The sequence below is a fragment of the Mycobacterium shigaense genome, assembly GCF_002356315.1.
Lineage (GTDB): Bacteria > Actinomycetota > Actinomycetes > Mycobacteriales > Mycobacteriaceae > Mycobacterium > Mycobacterium shigaense.
In genome coordinates this window covers 181,897-207,443 of the sequence record NZ_AP018164.1, presented here as the reverse complement: position 1 = coordinate 207,443, position 25,547 = coordinate 181,897, and the positions used below count along the sequence as shown (strand labels likewise).

The window sequence follows — 25,547 nt, the reverse complement described above, 5'->3', positions numbered from 1 at the left end:
CGCGCAAGGGGACTCGCGCGTAGTTCAGAAACGGGGCTTCGATCGTGGGCCCGCGGCGACCGGGCTCACCGCACCGAGAAGCGCCGTGAGCTCGGTGATGGGGATCTCGTCGATCTGGGCGACGGCAGCCACGATGTCGGCGCGCAACGCGGCGCCGCAGAACGGCTCCGCGAGCCAGTCGAATTTGTCCACCACCCGCTCCCAGGACATCGGTCGGGTGGGCGATCCCTCGTAATCGGTTTCCTCGCGGCTGAATTCCCGCCCGTCGCGCGTCCTGACATGCACGCGGGCCGCGGTGCGACGCGGATAGTCGGCGGTCAGGTCGGCCGCCGGCCGCACCTCGACCCTGGCCAGCAGGTCCTGGACATCGGCGCGCGTAACCCGTTTGCTTTCAAGTTGTTCGGGGCCCACCCCGCCGTCGATCAGTGCGACGGCGCTGAGATATTTGAGGTTGTAGTCGGCCTGCTCCTTGGTCCGCGGGTGATCTTTGGCGCCATAGGCTCCCCCGCCGGCGAAGTCATATGCACCCTGGAAGACCTCCAAGGTGACACTCGCGGCGTCCTGGCCACTCAGCTGGTTCTCGGTGCGGATAGCCAACACGGCGTCGACGATCGCCTGGCCGTGGATCAACGAACAGTACTGCTTGAGATAGGTCTGCTCGACCGCGGTCAGCGGCCGATCGTCGGCATCGAAATCGATTGGCTCACCGAAAAGTTGAGCCAATCCGTACGGCCCGTCGAATAGCGCGTCAGGACCGGTGATGCCGCGGCCGGTCAACATCGTCGCATAGATCGCGCGCATGCCGGTGATGGCCGGCGAGATGCCCTTCCAGTTCGAAACCGGTTCGGCGTGCACGGCCGCCAGCGATACGTTGTCAACCGCGGCGGCGGCGATAGCGCTGGCCGTCTGATCGACGCCCAATCCCAGCAGCTTCGCCGATCCCGCGGCGACCGACATCGCCAGCTGCAGCGCATGGTTGAGGCCGCGCGCCATCACAGGAACCTTTGCGCTGAAGCGGCATTGGACTTCGTAGGCGACCGCCAAAGCGAGCAGGAAGTCCGCGCCGCTGGCGCCGGTGTACTCGGCCACGGCAAGGACGGCGCCGAAGTTGTCCGCGGGATGGCACAATCCGCCCGCCGTCAGATAGGTGTCGAGCAGGTCGGGGTAGCGCACCAGCACGGAGTTGAAAAAGGCGGCCTGGTCGACCGAGGCGCGTCCGCCGCCGACCAATGTCGCCGTGGGGACGCCACTGAACTGGGCCGCGTGCTCACGAATCGTGCCGATCAGCTCACCGTCCAGCGCGCCGACGGCGCACGCGATGCTGTCCAGCACATTGCGTTTCAGCTGCCTCCGCGAGCGACCAACCAAATCCGAGGCCTCGGCACCGGCGACGAATTTTCCAATATCCCGAACCACATACTGTTGCCCCATAAGTCAGCCCTTCCGCCAACGCTTCCCACTCAAGCGCGGTGACGATCCGGCGTCCAGAACCGACCTCTTACCTGTGCTCGGTTCGACTTTCTACCGCTGGTCAGCGCCCGCAACGAGAGCACGCCGGTGTGGGTCGCCGGCGGGCGCCCACCACCGCCCAGTGGGAGGCATCGGCCAGCCGTGGCCGCGCCCGGCCGCGAGCAAGGAATCCACGACACGAAGCACCCCCGCCCGTGCGTCGTCCTGGCGATGCACCAACGACCATGTCCACAGTGGAACGGGTTCGGTGACGGGACGCTGACCCAGACTGGGCGGGATCACCGCGTTGTTGCGCTTCGGTGAGGCGAGCACCGGCGCGCCGATCTTGCGCACGTGGGCGTAGAACGCGTCTCCGGTGATGCCGCCGTCGTCGATCCGGACCACCTGTGCGCCGGCGTAATCGCCGAATTCCAGGGCGAACTGATTCCACGACGACCACGCCGACTCGTCGGCATCGATCAATACGCTTAGTTGTTGGGCAGCAACGGGTTCGGTCGAACTCATGCCCGGAACGACAGCACGCAGTGGCTCCGCGCGCAGCAGGTGTGCGGCCAGTCCACGCCGACTGGCGTGCGCAGCGGTCACCCACGCCAGCGCGACATCGAGCGTGCCCTCCGCCACCCGGTCGACCTGCGCGTGCGACGGCAAGACCCAATCGTCGACGCGCAGCGCCACCGCGTGCCCGACCAGGGAGTTGATGTCGTCTGGCAACCAGCTGACGTATCCCAGCCGCAGCGGCGCACTTTCGCTTGCCGCCCGTTGCAGCCGGCGTTTGGCATCGTCGGCCTGGGCCAATATCCCGCGCGCGTCCGGCAGGAACGTGCGTCCGGCTTCGGTTAACTGGACGCCGCGCCGGTCTCGCACGAACAGATCAGTTCCCAGCTCGCGTTCCAAAGCGATGATCTGTTGGGACAAAGCCGGTCCCGAGAGGTGGAGCCGGGTGGCCGCGCGCCCGAAGTGCAACTCCTCGGCAACCGCCACGAAGTAGCGTAATTGCCGCAGCTCCATTCGACGAGCCTAGGTGGCCCCAGCTGCGGTGGGAAGCTGCACTTAAGAGCGGTCGAAAACGCATCGTGGCGACGCCGACCGCTGCGGGATTTGCTGGAGTAACCAACCGTAATCACCTAAGGGGTGCCGCATGCGACTTCCGTTGTTGCCGCCGAGCGGTCTGACCGCGGCGCAGCAGGCTCTCTATAGCGACATGCGCGCCGTAATCGACAGTGGCTTCGGTGAACTCGTGGCCTGCCGGCAGGACGGCGCGCTCATCGGTCCGTTCAACGGCTGGTTGCACTTTCCCCAATTTGGCGCGCCGGCTTGGGCTTTCAACAAGTCGCTGTGGGAAAAAGCCGCGCTGCCCCCCGCGATTCATCAGTTGGTCATCCTCGTCACCGGCGCGAAATTCGGAGCGCGCTACGAGATCCGCGGCCACGAATACTTCGCGAGCCGTGCCGGGCTGCCCGAGGACAAAATCGCAACCGTCGTCGCCGGCGAACGGCCAGCGGACCTGACCGATGACGAGCGGGTCGCCTACGACATGGCAGCCGCGCTCAACCGCGGTGGGACCCTTCCGGACACCACCTATCGCGCCGCGGTGCATCGGTTCGGCGAGCAAGGGGCCGCCGAGATCGTGTTTCTGGTGGGCTGCTTTTCCATGGTTGCCGTGACACTCAATGCCTACGACTCCGATTAGACGACGCGAGGCACTGCATCCGGATCCCGCTCAGAGGCATTCGCGAACCTGACCAACGGTCCGACCTGGATGCTGGGCGAAGACCTGCGTGCCGCCCTGCAAATGATGGCCGCCTTGAGCCGCAAGCAGATCGTCGAGCTGCTCACCCTGGCCGCCGCCGCGGCGATGGGTCCCGATCGCTGCAGACTCCCAGCTGCAACCCCGGACTCGGCGGAGACGGTTTGCCAAAACTTGGAATTAGGCGGCCCTAACTTTCGCTATTGTGGCCCTTATGCAGCAAAGACGAGGCATCGGTCGGTACCACTTGGCGCTCTCGCCGCGTTGCTGGGACCGCGAGGGCCAGGTAGCGTGAGCGAGCAGATCAAGCCACGGCCGCGAACCGACCTAGCGATTGATGATCGGCCCCGTCGACCGAAGGATGACGATGCTTGCCACCGACAGGCCCGTTGCCGCCGCGGCGGCGGGGGCCCGGGCGCCCTGGCGCACTCTGACCCGTTCGGCCGTCGTCACCGCCGTGTTCATCGTCCCCGCGATGGTGGTGCGCATTGCCGGCCTGCATCTCGACCCGGTTGCCGCCCTGGTGCTCTACGGGGCCGCGGTGGTGGCCGCGAGCTTCCTGTTGGCGTGGGGAGCCGAGGCAGCCCAGATCGACGTCGCGGGCGGACTAGCGATCGCGGCGCTGGCGCTGGTCGCGGTACTGCCCGAGTACGCCGTCGACCTCTACTACGCGTACGTATCGGGGCACAATCCCGAGTACACGCAGTACGCGGCGGCTAACATGACCGGATCGAACCGGCTGCTGATGGGCCTGGGCTGGCCGGTGGTGGTGTTGGTCAGCATTGTGGTGGCGCGCAAGTCCGGCGCCGGAAAGCCCACCGGCCTGACGCTGGAGCCCGCCAACCGCGTCGAGCTCGGCTTCCTGCTGTTCGCCGGCGTGGTGGCGTTCGCGATTCCGGCAACCGGTCAAATTCACTTCGCGCTCGGGCTGGCGCTGCTGGCCTGGTTCGGTTTCTACCTCTACAAGATCAGCCACGGGGACGTGGAGGAGCCCGACCTGATCGGCACCGCCGCCGCCCTCGGGGCACTCTCGGACCTGCTCCGGCGCATCATCGTCGGCGGCCTGTTCGTAGTGTCGGGCGCGGTGATCCTGTTGTGCGCGAAGCCCTTTGCGGACAACCTGGTCGCGGCGGGCACCGAGCTGGGCATCGACCGGTTCCTGTTGGTGCAGTGGCTCGCTCCGTTGGCCTCGGAGGCCCCGGAATTCATCATCGCGACCATCTTCGCCTCGCGCGGCAAGGGCACCGCGGCGATCGCGACGCTGATCTCGTCGAAGGTCAATCAGTGGACGCTGCTGATCGGCTCGTTGCCGATCGCGCACCTGCTGGGCGGTGGCGGCTTCTCCCTCGACCTCGATGCGCGCCAGGTCGAGGAGGTCCTGCTGACGGCGATCCAGACGCTGATGGGCGTCACGGTGATCCTGGCGCTGCGGTTCGGCCGGGTGTCCGCCTGGGCGCTGCTCGTGCTGTTCCTCGTGCAATTCCCGGTCACCTCGACCCCGGGCCGACTGGTGCTCTGCGGTGTCTACGGCGTGATCGCCGCCGGCGGGCTGCTCGTCAACCACCGCTACCTGGGCGCCACCGTGCGGGCGCCATTCGTGGGCACGGCCATCCTGCACACCGGTCACCCCCGCCATCTGGCCGAGGAACCCGGCCCCGCCGGGTAGCCGCGGTGCATATACGGTCGCAGATATGACTCGAGTGTCGGTAATCACAGGCGGTGTCGGCGGCATGGGTCTGGCCACGGCGAAGGTCGTTGGCCGCGACCACACGGTCGTCCTCTGCGACGTCCGGCAGGATCGGCTCGACGGCGCGGCCACCACGCTTAAGGATCTCGGCATCGAGGCGACGACCGTCAACTGCGATGTCACCGATCGGGCCGCCGTCGCGGAACTGCTCGACACCGCCAAGGCCCTCGGCACCCTCGCCTCGGTCATTCACACGGCGGGAGTCAGCCCAAGCATGGGTGCCGCGGACTACGTCATGCGCACCAATGCCATCGGCACGATCCACGTCAATGAGGCCTTCCACGCGACGGCCGACGAGGGCTCGGTGATCGTCAACGTGGCATCGATGGCGGCGCACGTGTTGCCTGTCGAGGTGATTCCCCTTGGGCAATTCCCGCTGGCGCTCAACGACACTGACGCTTTCTTCGACGCGATGTTGACCGCGTGTGAGATAGCCCCGGAAGAGTTCCGATCCGGCATCGCCTATGCCCTGAGCAAGACCTTCGTGAAGTGGTACAGCCAGTCGCAGGCCGAGCGGTTCAACGCGCGCGGACTACGCATCGTTTCGGTGTCCCCGGGCTCCACCGACACCGAGATGGGCCGGCTCGAGGAGCAGGCCGGGGCCGGGGCGATGGTCGCCGACGCCGCTGTCCCGCGGTGGGGAAAGGCCGAGGAGATGGCGGAGCTGCTCGCCTTCTGCGCCAGCGACAAGGCCGGCTACCTCACCGGCGCCGACATCCTCAACGATGGTGGCGTCGTCGCCTCGATGACAGAACGAGCCCGGGCGGCCGCCGCCGGCTAGACGAGGTAGTAGAGCTCGGTGTGCGGGGCGAGCTCCGGGGCTGAGGTGAACGGCGGTTTGAGTTGGAGCTCGGCCAGCTTGTTGTGGGCGTATCGCACCGCCTTCAGCGTCGCCGAGTACTCCTCGTCCTGTTCGGCGAAGACATGGTCGGCGTCGAACCAGTCTTGGAAGCCCACGTTGTTCAAGACGTGCAGCGTGTCGGGGCGCACCCCGGCCAGCAGTATGGTGACGCCGCGCGCGGTCTCCGCGCGCAGGAAGTGCTCGATGCGCTCGATGCAGACGACGTCGGGATTGCGCACCCGTTTGAGCCGCAGCACCACGAACTTCACGTCGTCGGCGGCGATCCGCTTGCTGAGGTCCAGGAGATAGCGGTCCAATTCCGGTGCCGCCCCAAAGAACAGCTCGCCTTCGAGGTCGTAGATCACGATCGACGGGTCCGGCGGGTCGCTGGGGATGCGTTCGCGTACCACACGTTCGGGTGTCACGGTAAGTTCCTTGGCCTTCAGCTTGGCCGCCCGCGGGACGAACAAGGCGATGGACAGGATCACGCCGAGCAGCACCGACTTGTCGAGATCGATGGCCACCCCGGTGAAGGCTGTGATTATCACTAGACCGGCGTCATAGCGGGACGCCTTGAGGGTGTAGACCAAGCGCTTGAAATCGACCAGCCGTGCGGCGGTCACCAGCAGCAGCCCGGCCAGTGCCGCCTGGGGCACATAGCGCAGCAACGGCGCGAACAGCAACAGCGCGGCGGCCACCGTTGCGGCCGAGACGATTCCGGAGAATCTCGTCTTGGCGCCGGACTGGAAGTTGATCGCCGATCGGGACAGCGAACCCGAGCCCGGCAGGCTCTGGAAGAAGCCGCCCGCCAGATTGGCCAGGCCTTCGGCCATGATCTGCCGGTTGTAGTCGATCTTCTGTTGGGTCTGGTACGCAATGGCTTTGGCGATGGACAACGCTTCGATGATGCCGACGAAGGCGATGGCCAGCGCGCCCGTCGACAGGTGCGGCAGCCACTCGGTGTTCACCTCGGGAACGTGCGGCGTGGGCAGGCTCCGGGGGATCTTGGCGGCCACCGACACCGCGGTGTGCCCGTTGGCTCCCGGAATCGACCATCCCGCGAAGTAGGCGACCAACGCCGTGATGATCAGCACTGCCAGCATATCGATCTGCGGTAAACCGAAGCGCTGCACCAGTTTTCGCAAAATTACGGCCAGGGCCACCGCCCCGGCGCTGAGCGCCAGCGCACGGTAGTTGTACTGATCGCCGTGGAACAGGGTCAGCCATAGGCGGCGCAGGACCTGCATATGCCCGTTGCCCTTGTCGTGGACGCCCAGCGCGTTGCCCAACTGCCCGACGGCGAGCAGGAATGCCGCGGCCGCCATGAATCCGACGATGACCGACTCGGAGATGTAACGCGTCAGGTTGCCCAGTTTGAACAGGCTGATCACGATCTGAAACGCGCCGACGAGGACCGCCAACAAGAACAGGCCCTCGAACAGCTCCGTGCTGTTCTCCGAGTCGATGAAGGCCAACGCCGTGAACACCAGCAGCGATATCGCGCTCGTCGGACCGTTGATCAGGTGTGACGACGACCCGAAAATCGACGCGACGATCGTGACGACGATCGCCGAGTAGACACCGAACCGAGGATCGACGCCGGCGATCAGCGCGTACGCCATCGCCTGGGGAAAGGAGATCGCGGCGACGGTGAGGCCGGCGATCACATCGTGCCGGCCCTTCACGAGGTCGTAATTCAGAGTGAGGGCCACCGTGTTTCGTCTTTCGCTAGATGCCCGACACCGCACCCGGCGGCGCCGACGAGACCGTGTCGAGAATTCCGTTGCTGCCGAAGAACTGTTCGCGCGCGTCGGTCCAATCCTTGGCGATGGCGCTGACGGGAAACAGCGTCAGCGCGGGCAGCCGGTCGGCGTGCTTGGCCAGCACCTCCGCCTTGAACGGCCGGTAGCCGTATTGAGCCACCTGTTCCTGCGCGGCATCGCTGAACAAGTAATCCAGGTACGCCTTCGCGTACGTCGCCGTCCTGGGGTCGGTGAGGTTCGCATCGACCCAGGCCACCGCGGGCTCGGCGAGGATGCTCACCGGGGGATAGACAACCTGCAGCTCGTCGCGATTGGCGGCGACCTCGCGCAGCGCCTCGTTCTCCCAGGTCAGCTGGACGTCACCGGTCTTCGCGATCGTGAAGCTGTCGCCGGCACCGCGGGCCCCGGCGTCCGAGACCACCACGTGCTGCAGCAACGACCTCAGGTACGTGCCCGCCTGCGCCGGGCTGCCGCCGCGCGTGGTCACCGAGCCCCACGCCGCGAGGATGCTCAACTGCCCGTTGCCGGAGGTTCGCGGATTCGGGGACACCACCGACATGGTCGGGCGAATCAGGTCGGGCCAGTCGTGGATCTCCTTCGGGTTGCCCTTGCGAACGACGAAGACGATGGTCGAGGTGTAGGGCACCGACCCGTTCGGCAGGCGCTGTCGCCAGTTCGCAGCGACCAGCCCCCGCTTACTCAAGGCGTCGATATCGCTGATCAACGCCAGCGACACCACGCTGGCCTTCTGACTGCCGTCGAGCACGCTGCGCAGTTGGCGGCCCGAACCACCGTGGGATTCCTTGACCTCCACCGTATTTCCGGTGCGCGCGCGATATTGCGGGATGAACGCCCTGTCGATCGCCGCGTACAGCTCGCGCGTCGGATCGTAGGAGACATTGAGGATCTGGTTTCTACTGGCCGAGGGCACGTTCTTGACCACGAGCGCGGTCGCAGCGAAGACGATGGCGACCACGCCGAGAATGTTGAGCCAGGGAATGCGCCGCCACGCCGGCGCGCGCCGAGTCAACGGCGGCGTTTCTGACATCGACGGCCGTCCCCTCACGCGATCGACCAGCATGGAGTCTGGCATCGAGCACTTTTGCCGATGTTAACCAACAGGCCACTTTCGGACAGCCCTGAAAATCAGCCTGACGCAAATGCGCGCGGAAACTATGCTGGTCAAATGCCGCAACCGGTGTTGCGTGACCGCCTGATCGATCTCGAGGTGCCGGGCGAGGACGTCGCTCGCGGCCGGGCACTGCGCAAGACCGTGCCCAGGCGCTCACTGGGACAGTTGACCCCGTCCGTGCGGACGGCCACGGAAATTCTCGTCGACCAAAATTCCGGGCGGCTAAGCGAACTCGTCCCGCTCCGGTTTGCCCGAATGCTCGCCGATCCGTTCTCTTTCTACCGAGGTTCGGCCGCGGTCATGGCTGCCGACCTGGCGGCGAGCCCGTCGAGCGGCATCGAGATCATGTGCTGCGGTGACGCGCACGTGTCGAATTTCGGCTTGTACGCTGCGCCGCACCGATCAATTGTCTTCGACTTGAACGACTTCGACGAGGCTGCGGTGGCACCCGCCGAGTGGGATGTCAAACGCCTGATCACCAGCGCCATCATCGGAGGCCGCCACGCCGGATACCCGGCCAAGGCTATCCGCCGCTGTGTCGAACAGGCGTTGACGGGCTATCAAACCAGTCTCGAAGCGATGCTCGAGGAGATGAACGTTGTCGACCGCTACTACCTGCGGGTAGAACCCGAGCATTACACCGGCAAGGTGTCCAAGGGCCTGCAGGCCGTGATACAGAAGACGATCTCGCGGGCCCGCACTCGGACGTCAGCCCGAGTCTTCAAGCAGATCATGATGATTGGGCCAGACGGTACTCCGCGTCTTCGGGAGGCACCACCCGTCCTACAGCACGTGGAACAGGACATCGAAGCTCCTTTGGTGGCGTCGGTCGGGGAGTATCTCGCTGCCGTCCCCGCCGACGTGGCGTTGCTGCTGTCGCATTTCCGCGTCACCGATGTCGCGCTGCGCGTCGTCGGCGTCGGCAGTGTCGGCACCCGGTGCTATCTGGTCATCCTGGTCGGACCCGGCGGAACGCCCCTGATCCTGCAGATCAAAGAGGCCACCCGATCGGTGCTCGACGAATACGGCGGGTGGCCGCAACCCGACACGCTGACCGCAGCCGTTGCGGCCAAGGGACAGGGGGTCCGGGTCGTCGATGGCCAGCTGATCCTGCAGGCGATGTCGGATGTGTTTCTGGGCACCACCCGCAACGACGGCCGCGACTACTACGTCCGCCAATTCCACGACATGAAAGGCAGCATCGACGTCGAGGCGATGTCGGCCGCCGTCTTCTCCGAGTACACCGTTGCCTGTGCGGTGCTGCTGGCCCGAGCGCATGCGCAGAGCGCCAACGCGTCGATCTTGCGGGGCTACGTCGGCACCAGTAACGCCGTGCACGACGCGGTCGCCGAATGGTCATACGCATACGCCGACAAGTCGCTCCACGACTTCCACCAACTGCACGCAGCCGCCAAGGCCGGCGACATCGAGGTGGCAGACGACCCCGCACGGTGAGCGTGGCGCCAACCTCGCCGCCGTTCAATCAGTGCGCGGCGTGCTCGATTCCGACATTCGCTGGTCGAGGGCCCGCCGGTGCGCCGTTGCGGTGCAGCCAATCTCGTGGCCGCAGGCGCCAGGTCCGACGCGCGTACTCCAGCTCGGTGTAGGGCCACTGGGTGACGATGCGCCCGCTCGGCGAGCGGAAGTAGCTGTCGCACTGCGTCCAGATGGTGCGCTCCAGATCGCGCGAAAGCCGCTCGTTGTAACGCCTTTCGGCCTCGGGGCGCACATCCAGGTAGCCGCCCCGCCGCGCCACCCTGCTCACCGCGCTGGCCACCAGGCGCGCGCCGGCTTCGAGAATGTAGACGATCGAGTTACCGCCTTGGTTGGTGTTCGGGCCGTAGAGCATGAAGAAGTTGGGAAAGCCGCTGACCGCGACGCCCAGATATGCGCTGGGATCGTCGCCCCACCGGCCGTGCAGCCGTTGGCTTTTCGCGCCGATGACCTCGATGCCCGACAAGTACCGCGACGTCTCGAACCCGGTGGCCAGCACGATGACGTCCGCGTCGACCGCGCGGCCGGATGTGGTGACCACCGAGTGCTGGGTGATCCGTTCGACGGGGTCGGTGACCAGCTCGACATTGTCTTGTTGTAACGCCCGGTAGTACTCGTCGCCGAGCAGCACCCGCTTGCACCTAAACGGGTAGCCCGGTGTCAGCGCGCGCCGCAGCCGCTCATCGGACACGGTGCGTTCCAGGAATGCGGTGGCGAAGTCGCTGCGCGCGGCGACGATCGGGTCGTCGGCGAAGGTCGCGGTGTTGTCGTGCTGAAATTTCCAGATCTGCCAGCGGGTGCGCGGCACGGCCAGCGGGTTGCGCCGAAACTGCGTCAATTCGATTGCGGTGTATGGGCGATCGTCTTTGGGAACCATCCACGGCGGGGTGCGCTGGAATACCGTCACCCGCTCGGCGATCTTCGCCAACTCGGGAACCACCTGCACTCCGCTGGCGCCGGTCCCGATCACCGCCACCCGCCGCCCGGTCAGGTCGACGCGGTGATCCCACTGGGCGGTGTGCATCAGCACACCGCCGAAATCGTCGAGCCCGTCGATCTCGGGCAATCTCAGCGATCCGAACAACCCGACGGCACAGACCACGGCGTCGACGGTCAACGTGCGGCTGCCGTCGACGCCGTCGAGCTCACAATCCCAGGTCTCCCCACCCCACCGCAGGGCGCGCAGGCTGGTGTCGAGCATGAGATGGCGGCGCAGATCGAAATCGTCGGTCACCGATTCCAGATAGGCCAGGATCTCCGGCTGCCGCGCGTAGGTGCGGCTCCAGGACTTGTTGGGCGCGAACGAAAACGAGTAGAGGTGACTTTGGATGTCGCAGGCGGCGCCGGGATAGGTATTGCGCCGCCAGGTGCCGCCGACGCCGTCGCCGGCCTCGATGATGACCAGGTCGTCGATCCCTGCCCGGCGCAGCGCCACCGCCGTGGCCAGCCCGCCGAAGCCCGCCCCGATGATCGCGACCCTCGGTGCGGGTCGGCGCCTCGTCATCGCCCGGACGCGGCCAACGGCATATCGGAGCCGGGCGCGCCGGCTCGTCACGGCACCACCTCGCCGCCGCGAATGTCCAGCCCCGCCAAATCACCCTTGGCGCGCCAGGTTTCCAGGATGTCCGCGTACTCGGTGGGCGTACCGAAGAAGAAGCTGCCCTGACGTGTTTTGGCGTCGGCCTTGCCCTCTCGGTTGTAATAGCCGGGAGTACAGCTGGCAGCCCGCTCGGCGGTGGCGGCCGATCGCGCGACAACCGTGTCGACCCACGTGGCTTCGGCGGTGGCGGACGCCTCGACCTCGGTGGCGCCGTGCTCGAGGGCCCACGCGATGATCCAGGCAGCCTGCTTTGCCTGCACGTCCAGCAGGTAGGGAAAGTTCACCGTCAAGCCGGCCTGCGAGATGCTCTCGATGAAGCAGTTTGGAAAACCGTTGGCGCACAAGCCCTGAAAGGTGCGTACCCCGTCACGCCAGTGCTCGGTCAGCGTCGCCCCGTCACAGCCGATCAGCTCGAAGCCGGTGCGGCGGCAGTAGTCGGTGCCGACCTCGAAACCCGTCGCGAAGATCAGGCAGTCGAGCTCGTATGACGTCCCGTCCACCACCACTCCGGACTCGGCGATGCGCTCCACACCGAGGCCGCGGGTGTCGACGAGCGTCACGTTGTCCCGGTTGAACGTCTGCAGGTACTCGTCGTGAAAGCACGGCCGCTTGCAGAAGTAGCCATACCAGGGCTTGAGCGCTTCGGCGGTGGCGCGGTCGGTGACGATCCCGTCGACCCGTGCGCGGATCTCCTCCATCTTCGCGAAGTCCGCGATCTCGATGTCGCGGCTCCGCTGCGCGGGGTCCGCGGAGCCGCGAGCATCTTCGCTGTCATGCCGCATCACCGGCAGCTTGCGGGTGATGCTCGTCCAGGCATCGGCGACCAGATCCTCGGCGGCCTGCCCACCGGCGGTGAGGATCTGGAAGTTCTGTATCCGCCGGCGCTGCCAGCCGGGCGCCAACGCGTCGGCCCACTTCGGGTCGGTCGGCTGATTGGCCCGCACATCCACCGACGACGGGGTGCGCTGAAAGACGAAGAGCTGCCCGGCCGCCGCGGCGAGATGCGGCACGCACTGGACCGCCGTCGCGCCGGTGCCGATGATGCCGACACGCCGGCCGGCCAGGTGTTCCAGCTCCGCGCCGGTATAACCGTAGTCCCACCGACTGGTGTGGAACGTGTGGCCGCGGAACGTGCCCAGACCGGGGATGCCGGGCAGCTTGGGCTTGGCTTGATACCCGTTTGCCATCGAGACGAACTTGGCCCGCATCTCGTCGCCGCGGTTTGTCCGGATGATCCAGCGCGAAGACGCCGCCTCCCAACGGACCTCATGGACGTCGGTTTGCAGGCACGCGTCGCGGTACAGATCGTAGTGTTCGGCGATGCGCCGGCAGTGCGCGAAGATCTCGGCGCCCTTGGCGTATTTCTCCGTCGGGATATAGCCGAGCTCTTCCAGCAGCGGCATGTACACGTAGGACTCGACATCGCAGGCGATGCCCGGATACCGATTCCAATACCAGGTGCCGCCGACGTCGGCTGCCCGGTCCATGAGCCGCACGCTCTCGACGCCGCGCTCGCGCAACCGCGCTCCCGTCAGCAGGCCGCCGAAGCCGGCGCCGATGATCGCCACGTCGACCTCGTCGCTGAAGGGTTCGCGAGCCACCGTGCCGTCGACCCAGGGGTCCTCCCCGAAGTGCGCGAACTCGCCGGCGATCTCGACGTACTGGGCGATGCCGTCGGGGCGCATCCGGCGGGCGCGCTCTTCGGCATATTTCTGCCGCAACGCTTCCACGTCGAACGTCAGGTCAGCAGTCTCGGTCAAGGTCTCGACTCCGCTTCTCGTGAGCCGACGAGATAATCAATCGCTTGATCGTATCAAGGGGAGTCGGTGAAAAGGGCTCCCCTGATCAGCAACTTCGCCGCGCTCAGCGCGGCCTGGTAGTCCGCCGGTGTGGTGGCGGCGGCCAGCTCGGTCAGCCCGTAGACGAGTGCGTAGATCGCCTCCACCGCCCCGCGCGGGTCGGCGTGCTCGCCCAGCTCGCCGCGGCGGTGGGCGTCGTCGACCGCGTTCTCGATGATCGCGCGGAACACCTCGAACCCTTCGGCGTGGCCGTGGTCGGAGGCGAGCAGATTCTCGGCGCGGATCGCCCATTCGAATGCCGCCAGGTCCGGATACTCACGCATCAACGCGCCCGATTCCTCCAACACCGCTTCGATCCGGTCGACGACGTTCCCCGCGCCCGCGGCGGCCCGACGCAGCCGCGGCATGGCGACCTCGGCCCGGGCCGCGATCGTCGCCTTGATCAGTTCGGACTTGGTCGGAAAGTAGTTGTACAGACTGGCGCTGGTCATGTCGGCCAGGCGGGCGATCTCCCGGATCGTCGTCCGCGAATATCCCTTGCGGGCAACACATCTCATGGTCGCGACGATGATCCGCTGCCGGGTCTCTTCACCACTTGCACCGACGGGGCGACCCAGCTGTGTCCGGGACATCCGTCGAATATAGCTCCGGTCGTCGCTAGCTGATGTCATTGACGATCGCGTCGTCCTTAACGTCTCCCATCAGCTGACTTCGGCTTTCGTTGCACAACTTCTCGCCCGAAACGGTGGAATATATTCGTCTCACCGATGAGGACCGGCTGGCGCGGAGGTGTGCGGTGCGTGAACGGCTCGGCCGGCCGGTCGGCGCGAATGCCGCGCAGACGCGCCGCCGCATCCTCACCGCGGCAATGCGCTGTGTGGCCGAGGTCGGCTATTCGCAGACGACGATCCGCGTGATCGCCCGCGCCGCCGACATGACCAGCGCCAGCCTCTATCACTATTTTCCGAACAAGTCCGAGCTGCTCGAGGCGACGGGCGACGAGATCGAGAACATCGTCAGGCCGCGATTGCGCGCCGCGGCCGCCCACTCCGCCGACGTGCTGGACCGACTGGAAGTGGTGCTGGACGAGTCGCAGCGGTTGATCCGCGACTACCCCGACCTGGCCGCCTTCCTCCGGGCGGTCCGCGCCGGCGCAACCATGCGGCCCGGTCGCGCGCGGCCCCCGGGATCGTTGCCCGGGGCCGGGCAGGAGGCCGTGGTGGAGGCCATCTGCGCGCTGAACCGTGGCCTGTCGGAGCGCGCGGGCGCCCCGTCGCCGGCCGCCTACGAAGCCACGCTCGTCTCGGCCAACAAACTCATCCGGGGATCATTGTTCGCGAGGTAGCCGCAGATGCTCGTCGCACCGATTCGATGATCATCGACGAGACGAGGCGTGTCGGCGTTTGGTTCACCCGCTTAGCCGAAGTTGCTCGAGTCCGCCGACGATGAGCCGCAATCCGAAAGTGAACTCGTCGGCCAACGGGACCGGCAGATCGCCGGCCACGGCGACGGTCGCGGGATAGCGTGCCGGGTCGAGCTCGCGAAAGGCGGCCGCCAGCCGGGCGTCGTGCTCGCTGTCGCCCGCCGCGGTGCCGGACAGCTGGATCGCGAAGCCGAGGACGTAACGAGCCAGCATCGCATAGGCGTGAGCGGCCACCCTTCCCTGAAAACCGTTGGCGAGCAACACCGATAGGCACACCTCGCGGATGGCCAGCGCATGCATCCCGACCGGGGTGTACTCGATCAGCAGGACCGCGACATTCCCGTGCCGGCTCAGCGCGTCGAGCATGTGCTGGGCGAACGAGATACAGGCTTGCTGCCAGGGCAGTACGGTGAGTGCCTCCGGATCGAGGTCGACCTCTCCGAGGATGTGATCGATTACCGCGGAGACCAGTTCCGATCGGTTGGCGAAGTGACGATAGAGCGTGGCGGTACCCGATTGCAGGCGCTGCGCCAGCGACCGCATCGACAACGCATCGGCCCCCTGCTCATCGACGAGCTCGACTGCGGCCGACAGGATGCGGTCCACCGGGAGGGAAGGGCGCCCGCGGGATCGGCCCGACGACGACCGGTCGGCGGTATTCCCATCGCCCACTGGTGATCCTTCCGCGGCTTGACACTTCGATAAATAACGGTCACACTGTATCCGTAAATCGGATCCGGATCAATACGCTTGCACGTGAGGATGTTTCGTCATGCTGTTGCCCCTCGCACCGGAACCGTTCAGCGCCCCGACCGATCGCGACATGCTCCCGTCCGAGCGCCGCGAATTCGTCCGCACCCACCGCACCTGCGTATTCGGTTACCGCCGGCGCAACGACGGCCCCGGCATGTCCGTCGTCTACTACATCCCGACCGATACCGACGAGCTCCTCGTGTCCACGATGGCCGGCCGCGGGAAAGCCCGCGTCATCGGCCGCGACGGCAAGGTCAGCCTGTGCGTCCTCGACGAGCGGTGGCCCTTCACCTACCTGCAGGTCTACGCCGACGCAACGATCGAAGACAATCACGAACTCGCGGTCGACGTGATGATGGCGGTGGCCGGCCGGATGTCGGGCCAACCGCTCGGCGAGGAGGCGCGGCCGCAGATCGCGGCGATGTCGGCGCGGGAGCACCGCGTGGTCATCCGCTGCCGGCCCTATGCGACCTTCGCGACCCCGCCGCGCCACCTGCACCGCAACGACGAGGTCGCGCAACTCAGTCACTGGGTGTCGGGCGTGGTCCCGTGGGATGCCGCCGATCCGGTGGCCGGCTGAGCGGCTCTAGTGCGCGAAGCGATCGCGCAGCTTGGCCAGCGTGGCCTCGATGCCGTTCGCGTTGGCCTTGGCGAAACCCGTCCGCTCGTAGTATCTCAGCGTGTTCTTGATCGGGCCCGCGTCGCGGTAGTCGAACGTTTCGGTGACCCTGGTCAGGCTCGGCCCGAGCGATTCGAATTCCCAGCGCCAGCGATGACCCAAGGGGTGGCGCCATTCGACCACCTCGTAGGGCTTCAACACGGTGAAGGTGCTGGTGATCCGGTAGGGGACGCCGAGCATCTTCATGCTCGTCGAAAACTTCGATCCCGCAACGACTTCCGCCGGCACCTCGAGGTTTCCCTGAACGGTTTTGGACCCGTCCAGTTCGTGATGCCGCCGGGGATCGGCGACGAGCGCCCACAGGTCGTCGGCCGGCGCGGCGACATCGACCCGCCGGCTCACCTGGCGAGGTCCCCGATCGACAACAGTGACATCCATGGTGTCTCCTTCGGTCTACCGCGCAGCCTAGCCCGCCGGGTTCTGCGGCTCGGACGAGTTCGGGTCCGGCGACAGCGAGCAGCCGGTAGCGCTTGACTGGGTTACCCACCGGGGGTATATGTTGCCGGGTACGTTTAATACCCACTGGGGGTATTGGGAGGCCCGTCATGACCACGAGCGAACACGCACGACCGCACCGCGGGCCGCATGCAGGCACAATGTTCCGGGTGACCGCATCACCGGCTGAGCAGAGCAGCGTCAAGCTCGACATCGCCGGGATGAGCTGCGCCTCGTGCGCGGCGCACATCCAGGAGAAGCTGAACAAGCTCGACGGCGTGAACGCGTCGGTCAACTACGCGACCGAAACCGCCACCGTGACAGTGCCATCCGGGTTCGACCCCCGGGTGCTGGTCGCCGAAGTCGAAAAGGCCGGCTACACCGCCGCCCTGCCGCGACGCCGCGCCGAGTCGGCTGCGAAGGCCGCGACCGACGACCCGGAGCTGGCCTCGCTGCGCACCCGGCTGATCGCCGCGGCGGTGCTCGCCACCCCCGTGATCGCCATGGCGATGATCCCGGCCCTGCAGTTCCGCTACTGGCAGTGGGTCTCGCTGGCGCTCGCCGCACCGGTCGTCCTGTGGGCGGGCCGGCCGTTCCACGCGGCGGCCTGGGCCAACCTGCGGCACCGCGCGGCCACCATGGACACGCTCATTTCGATCGGGACGTTGTCGGCATTCGGTTGGTCGCTGTACGCACTGTTCCTCGGGACCGCCGGCAAGGCGAGCACGCATCACCACTTCCACCTGACCGCGGGGCGCAGCACGGGCGCCGGCAACATCTACCTCGAAGTGGCCGCGGGCGTGACACTCTTCGTTCTGGCCGGGCGCTACTTCGAGAGGCGCGCCAAGCGCCGAGCCGGCGCCGCATTGCGCGCACTGTTCGAGCTCGGCGCGAAAGACGTCGCGGTGCTGCGCCCCGACATCCTGCGCCCCGGCACCCCGGGCGTCGAAATCCGCATCCCCATCGACCAGTTGCGGGTCGGCGACGAGTTCGTGGTGCGCCCCGGCGAAAAAATCGCCACGGACGGGGTGGTCGTGTCCGGCTCTTCGGCCATCGACGCCGCGCTGCTCACCGGCGAGTCCACCCCCATCGAGGTGGGCCCCGACGACGCGGTCACCGGCGCCACCGTGAATGTCGGTGGGCGCCTTACCGTCCGAGCCACCCGGGTCGGCGCCGAAACACAGCTGGCGCAGATGGCCGCGCTCGTCGAAGCGGCCCAGGCCGGCAAGGCCGACGTGCAGCGTCTCGCCGACCGCGTCTCCGGGGTTTTCGTTCCGATCGTCATCGCCATCGCCCTGGCTACCCTCGCCGGGTGGCTGCTGGCCGGCTTTGCGCTCACCGCGGCGATGACGGCGGCGGTCGCGGTGCTCATCATCGCCTGCCCGTGCGCGCTCGGACTGGCCACTCCGACGGCGCTGCTGGTGGGCACCGGGCGCGCGGCTCAGCTCGGTGTGCTCATCAAAGGACCCGAAGTGCTGGAGTCGACCCGGCGAGTCGACACGATCGTGCTCGACAAGACCGGCACCATCACCACCGGCAGGATGACCCTCGTCGGGGTCATCACCGCAGCCGACACCGATCGTGAGACGCTGCTGCGCTACGCCGGGGGCCTCGAGGACGCCTCCGAACACCCCGTCGCCCGGGCGATCGCCAAGGGTGCCAGGTCGGAACTGGGCTCGCTGCCGACATCCGAGGACTTTGCGAACGCCGAAAGCCAAGGCGTGCAAGGGATTATCGAAGGGCATCGGGTGATCGTCGGCAGGCAGCCGTCCGTCGCTCTTCCAAAAGCCTTGTCGGAGGCTAAGGTTCGTGCCGAGGCCGAGGGCAAGACCGCGGTCGCGGTGGGCTGGGACGGCATCGCCCGCGGCATCCTGGTGATCGCCGACTCCGTCAAACCCACCTCCGCCGAGGCCATCCGGCAATTCGAGCGACTGGGATTGACGCCGGTGTTGCTGACCGGGGACAACGACACCGTCGCGCGGCGCATCGCCGACGAGGTCGGCATCACCCGGGTCATCGCCGAGGTGTTGCCCGCCGGTAAGGTCGCGGCGGTCAAACGACTGCAAGCCGACGGCCGGGTGGTGGCGATGGTCGGCGACGGGGTCAACGACGCCGCCGCGCTGGCCACCGCCGATCTGGGCCTGGCCATGGGCACCGGCACCGACGCGGCGATCCAGGCCGCGGACCTCACCCTGGTGCGCGGCGACCTACGTGCCGCCGCGGACGCGATCCGGCTTTCGCGCAGGACCCTCGCCACGATCAAGGCGAACCTGTTCTGGGCCTTCGGCTACAACGTGGCCGCGATCCCGCTGGCCGCGCTTGGCCTGCTGAATCCCATGCTCGCGGGTGCCGCGATGGCGTTCTCGAGCTTCTTCGTGGTCGCCAACAGTCTGCGGCTGCGTTCCTTCGCGAGCCTGACCACACCAGGTGATGTGGGATAGTTGAACTGGCCCACGCCTCGGCAACCACAGCGCGTCTAGCGCGGCAATCGGATTTAGCGAAGGTTCTCATCGTTGCGCGAATTCTTCGGACAGCTGTCCTTGCTGCGCGGTTGGTTGCCGCCGACACTGCAAATTCTCGCGGCGCTCGTCGCCGTCACCGCCGTCGATTGGCGCCGCGGCAGCTGGTGTAAAAGGGCACTGCCGGCCGGACTGATCGCCGGGGCCGCGACGGCGGGGCTGGCGTACTGGTACATCGGGTCCATCGGGGTGGCCGGCGACCCGGCGCCCGTGTCGCTGTGGGTGTGGATCGCGGCCAGCGGGCTGACCGCGACCCTGCTGTTGCTCGGGTGGCGCGGCATCCGCTGGTGGCGTCGCGGGGTGGCCGTGCTCTCGGTGCCCCTCTGCGTGTTGTGCGCGGGCGTGGCCCTCAACGATTGGGTCGGCTACTTCCCCACGGTGCTCAGCGCGTGGAATCAGCTGACGTCGGTGCCCCTGCCCGACCAGATCGACCGGCTTCGGGTCACCGAGATGCAAGTCGCCGGGACCAAGCCGTCCAAGGGCGTCGTGGTGCCGGTCACCATCGACGCCGACGCCTCGCACTTCGCGCACCGCCAGGAACTCGTCTACCTGCCCCCGGCGTGGTTCAACACCAATCCGCCACCCCGGCTGCCGGCGGTCATGATGATCAGCTCGGCGTTCAACACCACGGCCGACTGGCTGGGCCCCGGCGGCGCCTTCACGGCCATCGACGACTTCGCCGCCGCGCATCACGGCTTCGCCCCGGTGCTGGTGTTCGTCGACCCGACCGGGTCGTTCGACAACGACACCGAGTGCGTCAACGGCAGCCGGGGCAACGCCGCCGACCACCTGACCAAGGACGTGGTGCCGTTCGTCGTCGCCAACTTCGGGGTGAGCGCCGACCGCGCCAACTGGGGCGTGGCCGGATGGTCGATGGGCGGCACCTGCGCCGTCACCCTCGCCGTGATGCACCCCGACCTGTTCAGCGCGTTCGTGGACATCGCCGGCGACATCCGCCCCGGCATCGGCCCCACCGACCAGAGCATCGCCCGATTGTTCGGCGGCGACGCCCGCGCGTGGGCCGAATTCGACCCGATCAGCGTCATGACCAGGCACGGGCGTTATACCGGGCTGTCGGGGTGGTTCGACGTGCCCGCACCGCCCGGCGCGCACAGCGGGGCACAGGCGGCCGACCAGGCCCTGGACGCCACTTCGTCCGTCAACCCGGAGGGCCAGGACGCGGCCGCGAACGCGTTATGCACCATCGCCGGCGCGCACGGCATCAGCTGCGCGGTGGTCACCCAGCCCGGCCGGCACGACTGGCCGTTTGCTGCGCAGGCGTTCACGGCATCGCTGCCCTGGCTTGCCTCGAGACTGGGCACCCCGGGCGTCCCGCCGGTGCCGCTGCCGCAGCGCGGCGGCGACGAGCCGCGCTGAATACCTGGTCTGCACCGTTATCTATTTGCAACGCGAATCCCAGCTGACCCTCCCGTAACGTCGCCGACATAATCCCTCGTCGGGTGGTACGGTTCGCTGCTGTGGATGCGATGTTTGTCGAGGTAGGGAGTCCCCGGCGGGCTCTCTTCCGGCCCGCGCCGCTTCCTCAGTCGGACCGCGGGCGTGGCCGCCATGCCTGAGCTGAATCGCCGCCGTTTTCTGGGATCGCTGGCCGCGGCCACGGTTGCCGGCGTGGGAGCGGCCCGCCTGATCGTCGACCCGCAACCGCGCACGTTCGCTTCGCCGGTAGATGCCGGCGCCGCAACCTCCGGACCGGTCGCCCCCTCCGCGGCGGGGGGCCTGTTGCCGCCGCCACCGCTGAGTGCCCGCATCCCGCTACCGGGCGGCGGCGCGCTGACGAAGATCCCCGGTGACGGGGATTTACTCGCGCTGACCTTGGATGACGGGGTCAACAGTGAGGTCGTGCGCGCCTACGCGCAACTGGCCAAGGACACCGGCCTGCGGATGACGTTTTTCGTCAACGGCATCTACGACTCCTGGACCGAGAATCGCGAACTGCTGCATCCGCTGGTGGACTCCGGGCAGATCCAACTCGGCAACCACACCTGGTCGCACCCGGACCTGACGTCGGTGCCGCAAAGCAAGGTCGAAGAACAGCTCAAGCGCAACGACGACTTCCTGAAGAACACCTATGGCATCGGCGCCAAACCGTACTACCGGCCGCCCTACGGCAAGCACAACGCCGCCGTCGACGCGGTGGCCGACGAACTCGGCTACACCGTGCCCACGCTGTGGTCGGGTTCGCTGTCGGACTCGACGCTGATCACCGAGGAATACATCGTCAAGATGGCCGACGAGTACTTCGTTCCCCAGGCCATCGTGATCGGGCACCTCAACCACCCGCCCGTCACGCACGTGTATCCGGAACTTCTCGACACCATCCGCGAGCGCAACCTTCGCACTGTCACGCTTAACGACGTCTTTCTGCGGACGCCATAGCGACCCCAATTGGCAGGCAGCACAACGGATCCGCACCGGCTGGGAGGTCTGGCCTGGGTGCGTCGCACCGGTGGGCGGCTCTCGCGCGCGGAGCGCAGGCGCCTGCTACTGGCGACGGCAGTCGGCCAGTGGACCAACGCCGTCGGACGGGTCAAGCTCGCGCTGGGCCGGATTCCGGCGGCGGCCGCACGGGTCGACCTGAACGCGTTGCGAATACCCGATTCCCGATTCGCGCGCGAGGCCGAAGATGCCTGCTCGGAACTGCCGCCGACGCTCCAAGGCCACTCCTACCGCACCTGGCTGTTCGGTCATGCACTCGCGGCGGTCGATGGGCGCGAGCTCGACGACGAGCTCTTCTATTGCGGGGCGCTGCTGCACGACTACGGCATCGTCAACCCAACGGCCAACCGAGATTTCACGCTGGGCAGCGCCGAGCGGATGTTCTCCTGCGCGAGTGCCGCGGGCGTCGATGACCAACGCGCGGAGTTGCTTGGCGACGGCATCTGCGTGCACACGACACCGGGTATCACGGTCGAAGCCGACGGGGTGATGGGCTGCTATCTGCAATGGGGCGCCATGGTCGACGGCGCCGGGCTGCGCATCTGGGACATCGCTCCGGACAACGTGGCCGAAGCCTTACGGCGCTACCCGCGAGGCGATTTCAAGCGCGATCTGGTGAACATGATTCGAGCGGAGGCGGCGGCAGTGCCGGACGGGCGCTTCGGGCTGCTCGTTCGCTGCGGAATGCCCCTGGCCGTGCGGCTGGCGCCATTCGACTCTTGAACCACAATGTCCGGCTCTTCGGTGATCGTGTCGGCAATCATCGCAGCCAACCCGGCGGTCCCACCGCGCTTGGAACCAAAGCTCTTTGAGCGTCGCGCGCATGATGTGCGCGACGACTGGCTGGTGAAGCCCGCCGCCGCGCCGAGACTGAAACCACGCACCCTACGCACGGCGTGTCGCCTGCGTGAGTTCAGTGTCGCGTCGGGACCGCCGCGGCTCAGGCTTCGTTCAGCATGCCATCGATGAGCGCCTGCAGCACCTGCCTGGTCTCCCGGCGGGCGCGCTTCGGGTCGTCGGCGGTGGCGATGGCCATGGCCGCCTCGTCGAGCGCGCCGATCAGCACATGGGCCAGCGGCCGGGTGGGCTGGTGAGCCAGCTGGCCCGCCTTGATCGCCTCGATGAGCATCTGTTCGGTCATGCCCAGGCTGTACCGCTGGGCGACATCGCGGAACGCGGCCCAGCCGAGCACGCTGGGCGCATCCAGCAGGATCAGCTGACGCACCTCCGGGTCGCCGGAAACCTCCAGCCAGGCATCGACGGCGGCCCGGATGGCATCGGCCGGCGACGTTGCACCCGACGAGGCGACGATGCTGCCCATCCGCGTCATCACGTCCTGCTCCACCACCTCGACGACCTCGCGGAATAGCGCTGCCTTGTCGGCGAATTGGTGATACATCGCGCCGCGGGTAACCCCTGCGGCCGCGGCGATCTGCGGGGTTCCCACCTCCGCGTAGCCCCGTTGGCCCCACAACGAGCGGGCGGCCGAGATCAGCGCGTCGCGGGTCGCCGCGGAGCGCTCCTCCTGGGTGCGTCTCTTGATTTCCATACAACCTGTTGGTAATTTACGAACAGACAGTCTGTTTGTAAATGCATTCTCGAGTAGGAGTCATTTATGTCGACGATCGACATTAGTGCCGCAACCATCCATTACGAAGCAACCGGACCCGAGCACGGCAGGCCCGTGGTCTTCGTGCACGGCTACCTGATGGGCCGCGAACTGTGGCGCGACGTCAGCGAGCGCCTCGGCAGCCTCGGTCTGCGCTGCATCGCCCCCACCTGGCCGCTCGGCGCACATCCGCAGCCGCTGCGCCCCGGTGCCGACCGCACCATCACCGGCGTCGCCGGCATGGTCGCCGAGTTCCTCGCCGCTCTCCACCTCGAGGACGTCGTGCTGGTCGGCAACGACACTGGCGGAGTGATCACCCAGCTGGTGGCGGTGCACCACCCCGAACGGCTCGGCGCGCTCGTGCTCACCAGTTGCGACGCATTCGAGCACTTTCCGCCACCGGTCCTCAAGCCGGTGATCCTGGCGGCCAAGTCCAAGAAGACATTTCGGGCCGCGGCTCAGGCCATGCGGGTCCCGGCGGTGCGCAACCGCGCGTTCGACGGGCTGGCCCATCGCAACATCGACGCGCTCACCGAGGCCTGGGTGCAGCCGGGGATCGCCGACCCGGCGATCGCCGAGGACCTGCGCCAGTTCACGCTCTCGATGCGCACGGAGGTCACCACCGGCGTCGCCGCCCGGCTGCCCGAGTTCGACAAGCCCACGCTCATCGCCTGGTCCGCCGACGACACATTCTTCGAGCTGGGCGATGGCGAAAGACTGGCCGCGACCATTCCGAACGCCCGCTTCGAAGTCATCGACGGGGCGCGGACCTTTTCGATGCTGGACCGGCCCGACCGGCTCGCCGAGCTGCTGTCCGGAATCGCGGTGCGGACCTAGCGCACTACCCGCGGCGCCGGATCAGGGGTGACCGTCCGCGGCGCCGGTGCGGGCGTTCTGTGGAGCGTCATGGATGGCGGGGTGCTTCAACAGCGGGGGGCCACTGCACGGGCCGGTGGTCCCGCGGATGCACCCGCAATTGAGTCCGATGATGCACCCGCCGTGCACCGGAACCACGGGCACCGCTCCGCCCGCCCCGGGATCGCTTGGGGGTGCAGATGTTTGCCCCGTGGCACCGGGCGTCGTGGTATCGGCGGTCGCCGATGGCCCGCCCGGCGCGAGTGCGACCGCGACGCAGATCGCCGCCGCGATCGCCCTACTGGCCCTAGTCATCACGTTTCCCACGATAAGTCCCCCAGATGACGATCGCGTAAGCAAACCCTGCCACTCCGCTGGATTCGGAGCCGAGGGGCCGGTTGGACGGTTGGTAGCGTTTCGCCCATGTCGAATGCGACCTCACCCCTGCACGGCCGGCGAATTCTGGTCACCGGCGGTGCGTCCGGCATCGGTGCTGCTGCCGTCGCGGTCCTCGCCGAGGCCGGCGCGGCTGTCGCCGCGACCCAGCATCAGACGCCGCCGCCGGACGGTCTCGCGGCCACCTGGCTGCGGTGCGATGTGCGCGACGCCGACGCCGTTTCGGCGATGGTCCGGCAGGCCGCGGAGCACCTCGGCGGCCTCGACGTCCTGGTCAACGCCGCGGGTCTGTGGCAAGCCGGCATTCCGGGCTATATCGGTGCCGACGACATATCGTTCCTGCTCGACACCAACATCAAGGCGACGATCCTGACCAATCAGGCCGCCTACGCCGTCATGAAGGATCAAGCCCCCAGGGGCGGCCGGATCATCAACTTCGGGTCCTCCGAAGCCGTGATGGGCAGCCCGATTTCCGCCGTGTATGCCGCGACCAAGGGCGCCGTGCAAGCTTGGACGCGGTCGGCCGCCAAGGCCTGGGCCGCCGACAACGTCACCGTCAACGCCCTGGCGCCCGCGGTCCAGACCGCGGGTGCCGACCGGCTCCGGGATTTTCTGGGGCCGGACGCTGCCGCACTGATCGACCAGCAGATGAAAATGATGATCCCGCTCGGCGGGACGTTGGGCGACCCGACGCGCGACCTCGGCCCGATGCTGGTATTCCTGGCCGGCACCGGCTCGGACTTCATCACCGGGCAGCTGCTGGCCGTCGACGGCGGCCTAATGATGGTGGGCGGCTAGCGATCCTGGTCGGCCGCTAGTATAAGACGG

Annotated in this window: 22 protein-coding genes and 1 pseudogene; 13 read left to right on the top strand and 10 right to left on the bottom strand. The window is 67.3% G+C overall.

Annotated features, from left to right (window positions below):
* Positions 1 to 24 precede the first annotated feature (24 nt).
* Both MSG_RS00980 and MSG_RS00975 read right to left on the bottom strand, forming a co-directional pair.
* Complete coding sequence (locus MSG_RS00980; RefSeq protein ID WP_096436315.1) at positions 25 to 1,431, bottom strand: MmgE/PrpD family protein; 1,407 nt, start codon at positions 1,429 to 1,431, stop codon at positions 25 to 27.
* 90 nt (positions 1,432 to 1,521) lie between these two features.
* Complete coding sequence (locus tag MSG_RS00975; protein ID WP_096436313.1) at positions 1,522 to 2,478, bottom strand: LysR family transcriptional regulator; 957 nt, start codon at positions 2,476 to 2,478, stop codon at positions 1,522 to 1,524.
* A 142-nt stretch (positions 2,479 to 2,620) separates the two neighbouring features.
* Here MSG_RS00975 and MSG_RS00970 point away from each other — a divergent pair, with 142 nt between their 5' ends.
* From MSG_RS00970 to MSG_RS00955, 4 genes and pseudogenes are all read left to right on the top strand, one after another.
* Positions 2,621 to 3,160, top strand: a complete 540-nt coding sequence (locus tag MSG_RS00970; RefSeq protein ID WP_232011136.1) for a carboxymuconolactone decarboxylase family protein — start codon at positions 2,621 to 2,623, stop codon at positions 3,158 to 3,160.
* A gap of 30 nt (positions 3,161 to 3,190) precedes the next feature.
* Positions 3,191 to 3,337 (top strand): annotated as a pseudogene (locus tag MSG_RS25965) (SDR family NAD(P)-dependent oxidoreductase); the annotation flags it as partial.
* 247 nt (positions 3,338 to 3,584) lie between these two features.
* Positions 3,585 to 4,883: a sodium:proton exchanger gene (locus MSG_RS00960; RefSeq protein WP_232011135.1), complete on the top strand. Its 1,299-nt coding sequence runs from the start codon at positions 3,585 to 3,587 to the stop codon at positions 4,881 to 4,883.
* A gap of 25 nt (positions 4,884 to 4,908) precedes the next feature.
* Positions 4,909 to 5,745 (top strand): SDR family oxidoreductase, encoded by an 837-nt coding sequence (locus tag MSG_RS00955; protein WP_096436307.1) that lies wholly within the window; start codon positions 4,909 to 4,911, stop codon positions 5,743 to 5,745.
* On the opposite strand, the gene MSG_RS00950 is transcribed toward MSG_RS00955, so the two are convergent.
* Complete coding sequence (locus MSG_RS00950) at positions 5,742 to 7,517, bottom strand: SulP family inorganic anion transporter (protein ID WP_096436305.1); 1,776 nt, start codon at positions 7,515 to 7,517, stop codon at positions 5,742 to 5,744. The genes MSG_RS00955 and MSG_RS00950 overlap by 4 nt on opposite strands.
* 16 nt (positions 7,518 to 7,533) lie before the next feature.
* Positions 7,534 to 8,616 (bottom strand): sulfate ABC transporter substrate-binding protein, encoded by a 1,083-nt coding sequence (locus MSG_RS00945; RefSeq protein WP_096443882.1) that lies wholly within the window; start codon positions 8,614 to 8,616, stop codon positions 7,534 to 7,536.
* A 138-nt stretch (positions 8,617 to 8,754) separates the two neighbouring features.
* Here MSG_RS00945 and MSG_RS00940 point away from each other — a divergent pair, with 138 nt between their 5' ends.
* Positions 8,755 to 10,155, top strand: a complete 1,401-nt coding sequence (locus MSG_RS00940) for a DUF2252 domain-containing protein (RefSeq protein WP_096436303.1) — start codon at positions 8,755 to 8,757, stop codon at positions 10,153 to 10,155.
* A gap of 28 nt (positions 10,156 to 10,183) precedes the next feature.
* On the opposite strand, the gene MSG_RS00935 is transcribed toward MSG_RS00940, so the two are convergent.
* The 3 genes from MSG_RS00935 to MSG_RS00925 are packed head-to-tail and all read right to left on the bottom strand — an operon-like array spanning position 10,184 to position 14,225.
* On the bottom strand, positions 10,184 to 11,698 hold the full coding sequence (locus MSG_RS00935) for a flavin-containing monooxygenase (RefSeq protein ID WP_181159197.1): 1,515 nt from the start codon (positions 11,696 to 11,698) through the stop codon (positions 10,184 to 10,186).
* Positions 11,699 to 11,745: 47 nt separating this feature from the next.
* The gene (locus MSG_RS00930; protein ID WP_096436299.1) at positions 11,746 to 13,554 is read right to left on the bottom strand and encodes a flavin-containing monooxygenase; all 1,809 of its coding nucleotides are present in this window, start codon (positions 13,552 to 13,554) and stop codon (positions 11,746 to 11,748) included.
* Between the two features lie 53 nt (positions 13,555 to 13,607).
* Positions 13,608 to 14,225 (bottom strand): TetR/AcrR family transcriptional regulator, encoded by a 618-nt coding sequence (locus tag MSG_RS00925; RefSeq protein ID WP_096436297.1) that lies wholly within the window; start codon positions 14,223 to 14,225, stop codon positions 13,608 to 13,610.
* 89 nt (positions 14,226 to 14,314) lie between these two features.
* Between MSG_RS00925 and MSG_RS00920 the strand changes: the two genes are divergently transcribed.
* Positions 14,315 to 14,938, top strand: a complete 624-nt coding sequence (locus tag MSG_RS00920; RefSeq protein WP_331716599.1) for a TetR/AcrR family transcriptional regulator — start codon at positions 14,315 to 14,317, stop codon at positions 14,936 to 14,938.
* 63 nt (positions 14,939 to 15,001) lie between these two features.
* Here MSG_RS00920 and MSG_RS00915 read toward each other — a convergent pair whose 3' ends face one another.
* Entirely contained in the window at positions 15,002 to 15,622 is a 621-nt protein-coding gene (locus MSG_RS00915; RefSeq protein WP_096436295.1) for a TetR/AcrR family transcriptional regulator, read from the bottom strand.
* Positions 15,623 to 15,788: 166 nt separating this feature from the next.
* Here MSG_RS00915 and MSG_RS00910 point away from each other — a divergent pair, with 166 nt between their 5' ends.
* Positions 15,789 to 16,349 carry a pyridoxamine 5'-phosphate oxidase family protein gene (locus tag MSG_RS00910; RefSeq protein ID WP_096436293.1) on the top strand — a complete coding sequence of 187 codons (561 nt, stop codon included), beginning with the start codon at positions 15,789 to 15,791 and terminating at the stop codon, positions 16,347 to 16,349.
* Between the two features lie 6 nt (positions 16,350 to 16,355).
* Here the strand turns inward: MSG_RS00910 and MSG_RS00905 are convergent, their stop codons facing one another.
* Complete coding sequence (locus MSG_RS00905) at positions 16,356 to 16,826, bottom strand: SRPBCC family protein (protein ID WP_096436291.1); 471 nt, start codon at positions 16,824 to 16,826, stop codon at positions 16,356 to 16,358.
* Positions 16,827 to 17,044: 218 nt separating this feature from the next.
* On the opposite strand from MSG_RS00905, the gene MSG_RS00900 reads away from it, so the two are divergent.
* The 4 genes from MSG_RS00900 (at position 17,045) to MSG_RS00885 (ending at position 22,582) form a co-directional block, all read left to right on the top strand.
* Complete coding sequence (locus MSG_RS00900; RefSeq protein WP_096436289.1) at positions 17,045 to 19,324, top strand: heavy metal translocating P-type ATPase; 2,280 nt, start codon at positions 17,045 to 17,047, stop codon at positions 19,322 to 19,324.
* Between the two features lie 72 nt (positions 19,325 to 19,396).
* The gene (locus MSG_RS00895; RefSeq protein ID WP_096436287.1) at positions 19,397 to 20,779 is read left to right on the top strand and encodes an alpha/beta hydrolase; all 1,383 of its coding nucleotides are present in this window, start codon (positions 19,397 to 19,399) and stop codon (positions 20,777 to 20,779) included.
* Positions 20,780 to 20,980: 201 nt separating this feature from the next.
* Entirely contained in the window at positions 20,981 to 21,799 is an 819-nt protein-coding gene (locus MSG_RS00890; protein ID WP_096443880.1) for a polysaccharide deacetylase family protein, read from the top strand.
* 9 nt (positions 21,800 to 21,808) lie between these two features.
* The gene (locus tag MSG_RS00885) at positions 21,809 to 22,582 is read left to right on the top strand and encodes an HD domain-containing protein (protein WP_142404493.1); all 774 of its coding nucleotides are present in this window, start codon (positions 21,809 to 21,811) and stop codon (positions 22,580 to 22,582) included.
* A gap of 217 nt (positions 22,583 to 22,799) precedes the next feature.
* Here the strand turns inward: MSG_RS00885 and MSG_RS00880 are convergent, their stop codons facing one another.
* Positions 22,800 to 23,408 carry a TetR/AcrR family transcriptional regulator gene (locus MSG_RS00880; protein WP_096436283.1) on the bottom strand — a complete coding sequence of 203 codons (609 nt, stop codon included), beginning with the start codon at positions 23,406 to 23,408 and terminating at the stop codon, positions 22,800 to 22,802.
* Between the two features lie 66 nt (positions 23,409 to 23,474).
* On the opposite strand from MSG_RS00880, the gene MSG_RS00875 reads away from it, so the two are divergent.
* Both MSG_RS00875 and MSG_RS00870 read left to right on the top strand, forming a co-directional pair.
* Positions 23,475 to 24,305, top strand: coding sequence for an alpha/beta fold hydrolase (locus MSG_RS00875; protein ID WP_096436281.1), 831 nt, complete (start codon positions 23,475 to 23,477; stop codon positions 24,303 to 24,305).
* 441 nt (positions 24,306 to 24,746) lie between these two features.
* On the top strand, positions 24,747 to 25,517 hold the full coding sequence (locus MSG_RS00870; RefSeq protein WP_096436279.1) for an SDR family NAD(P)-dependent oxidoreductase: 771 nt from the start codon (positions 24,747 to 24,749) through the stop codon (positions 25,515 to 25,517).
* The last annotated feature ends 30 nt before the right edge of the window (positions 25,518 to 25,547 follow it).

Excerpts from the sequence above, each read along its gene's own strand:
- MSG_RS00980 (WP_096436315.1), bottom strand. The coding sequence starts at position 1,431 with ATGGGGCAACAGTATGTGGTTCGGGATATTGGAAAATTCGTCGCCGGT.
- MSG_RS00975 (WP_096436313.1), bottom strand. The coding sequence starts at position 2,478 with ATGGAGCTGCGGCAATTACGCTACTTCGTGGCGGTTGCCGAGGAGTTG.
- MSG_RS00960 (WP_232011135.1), top strand. The coding sequence starts at position 3,585 with ATGCTTGCCACCGACAGGCCCGTTGCCGCCGCGGCGGCGGGGGCCCGG.
- MSG_RS00955 (WP_096436307.1), top strand. The coding sequence starts at position 4,909 with ATGACTCGAGTGTCGGTAATCACAGGCGGTGTCGGCGGCATGGGTCTG.
- MSG_RS00945 (WP_096443882.1), bottom strand. The coding sequence starts at position 8,616 with ATGTCAGAAACGCCGCCGTTGACTCGGCGCGCGCCGGCGTGGCGGCGC.
- MSG_RS00940 (WP_096436303.1), top strand. The coding sequence starts at position 8,755 with ATGCCGCAACCGGTGTTGCGTGACCGCCTGATCGATCTCGAGGTGCCG.
- MSG_RS00935 (WP_181159197.1), bottom strand. The coding sequence starts at position 11,698 with ATGACGAGGCGCCGACCCGCACCGAGGGTCGCGATCATCGGGGCGGGC.
- MSG_RS00925 (WP_096436297.1), bottom strand. The coding sequence starts at position 14,225 with ATGTCCCGGACACAGCTGGGTCGCCCCGTCGGTGCAAGTGGTGAAGAG.
- MSG_RS00910 (WP_096436293.1), top strand. The coding sequence starts at position 15,789 with ATGCTGTTGCCCCTCGCACCGGAACCGTTCAGCGCCCCGACCGATCGC.
- MSG_RS00905 (WP_096436291.1), bottom strand. The coding sequence starts at position 16,826 with ATGGATGTCACTGTTGTCGATCGGGGACCTCGCCAGGTGAGCCGGCGG.
- MSG_RS00900 (WP_096436289.1), top strand. The coding sequence starts at position 17,045 with ATGTTCCGGGTGACCGCATCACCGGCTGAGCAGAGCAGCGTCAAGCTC.
- MSG_RS00880 (WP_096436283.1), bottom strand. The coding sequence starts at position 23,408 with ATGGAAATCAAGAGACGCACCCAGGAGGAGCGCTCCGCGGCGACCCGC.
- MSG_RS00875 (WP_096436281.1), top strand. The coding sequence starts at position 23,475 with ATGTCGACGATCGACATTAGTGCCGCAACCATCCATTACGAAGCAACC.
- MSG_RS00870 (WP_096436279.1), top strand. The coding sequence starts at position 24,747 with ATGTCGAATGCGACCTCACCCCTGCACGGCCGGCGAATTCTGGTCACC.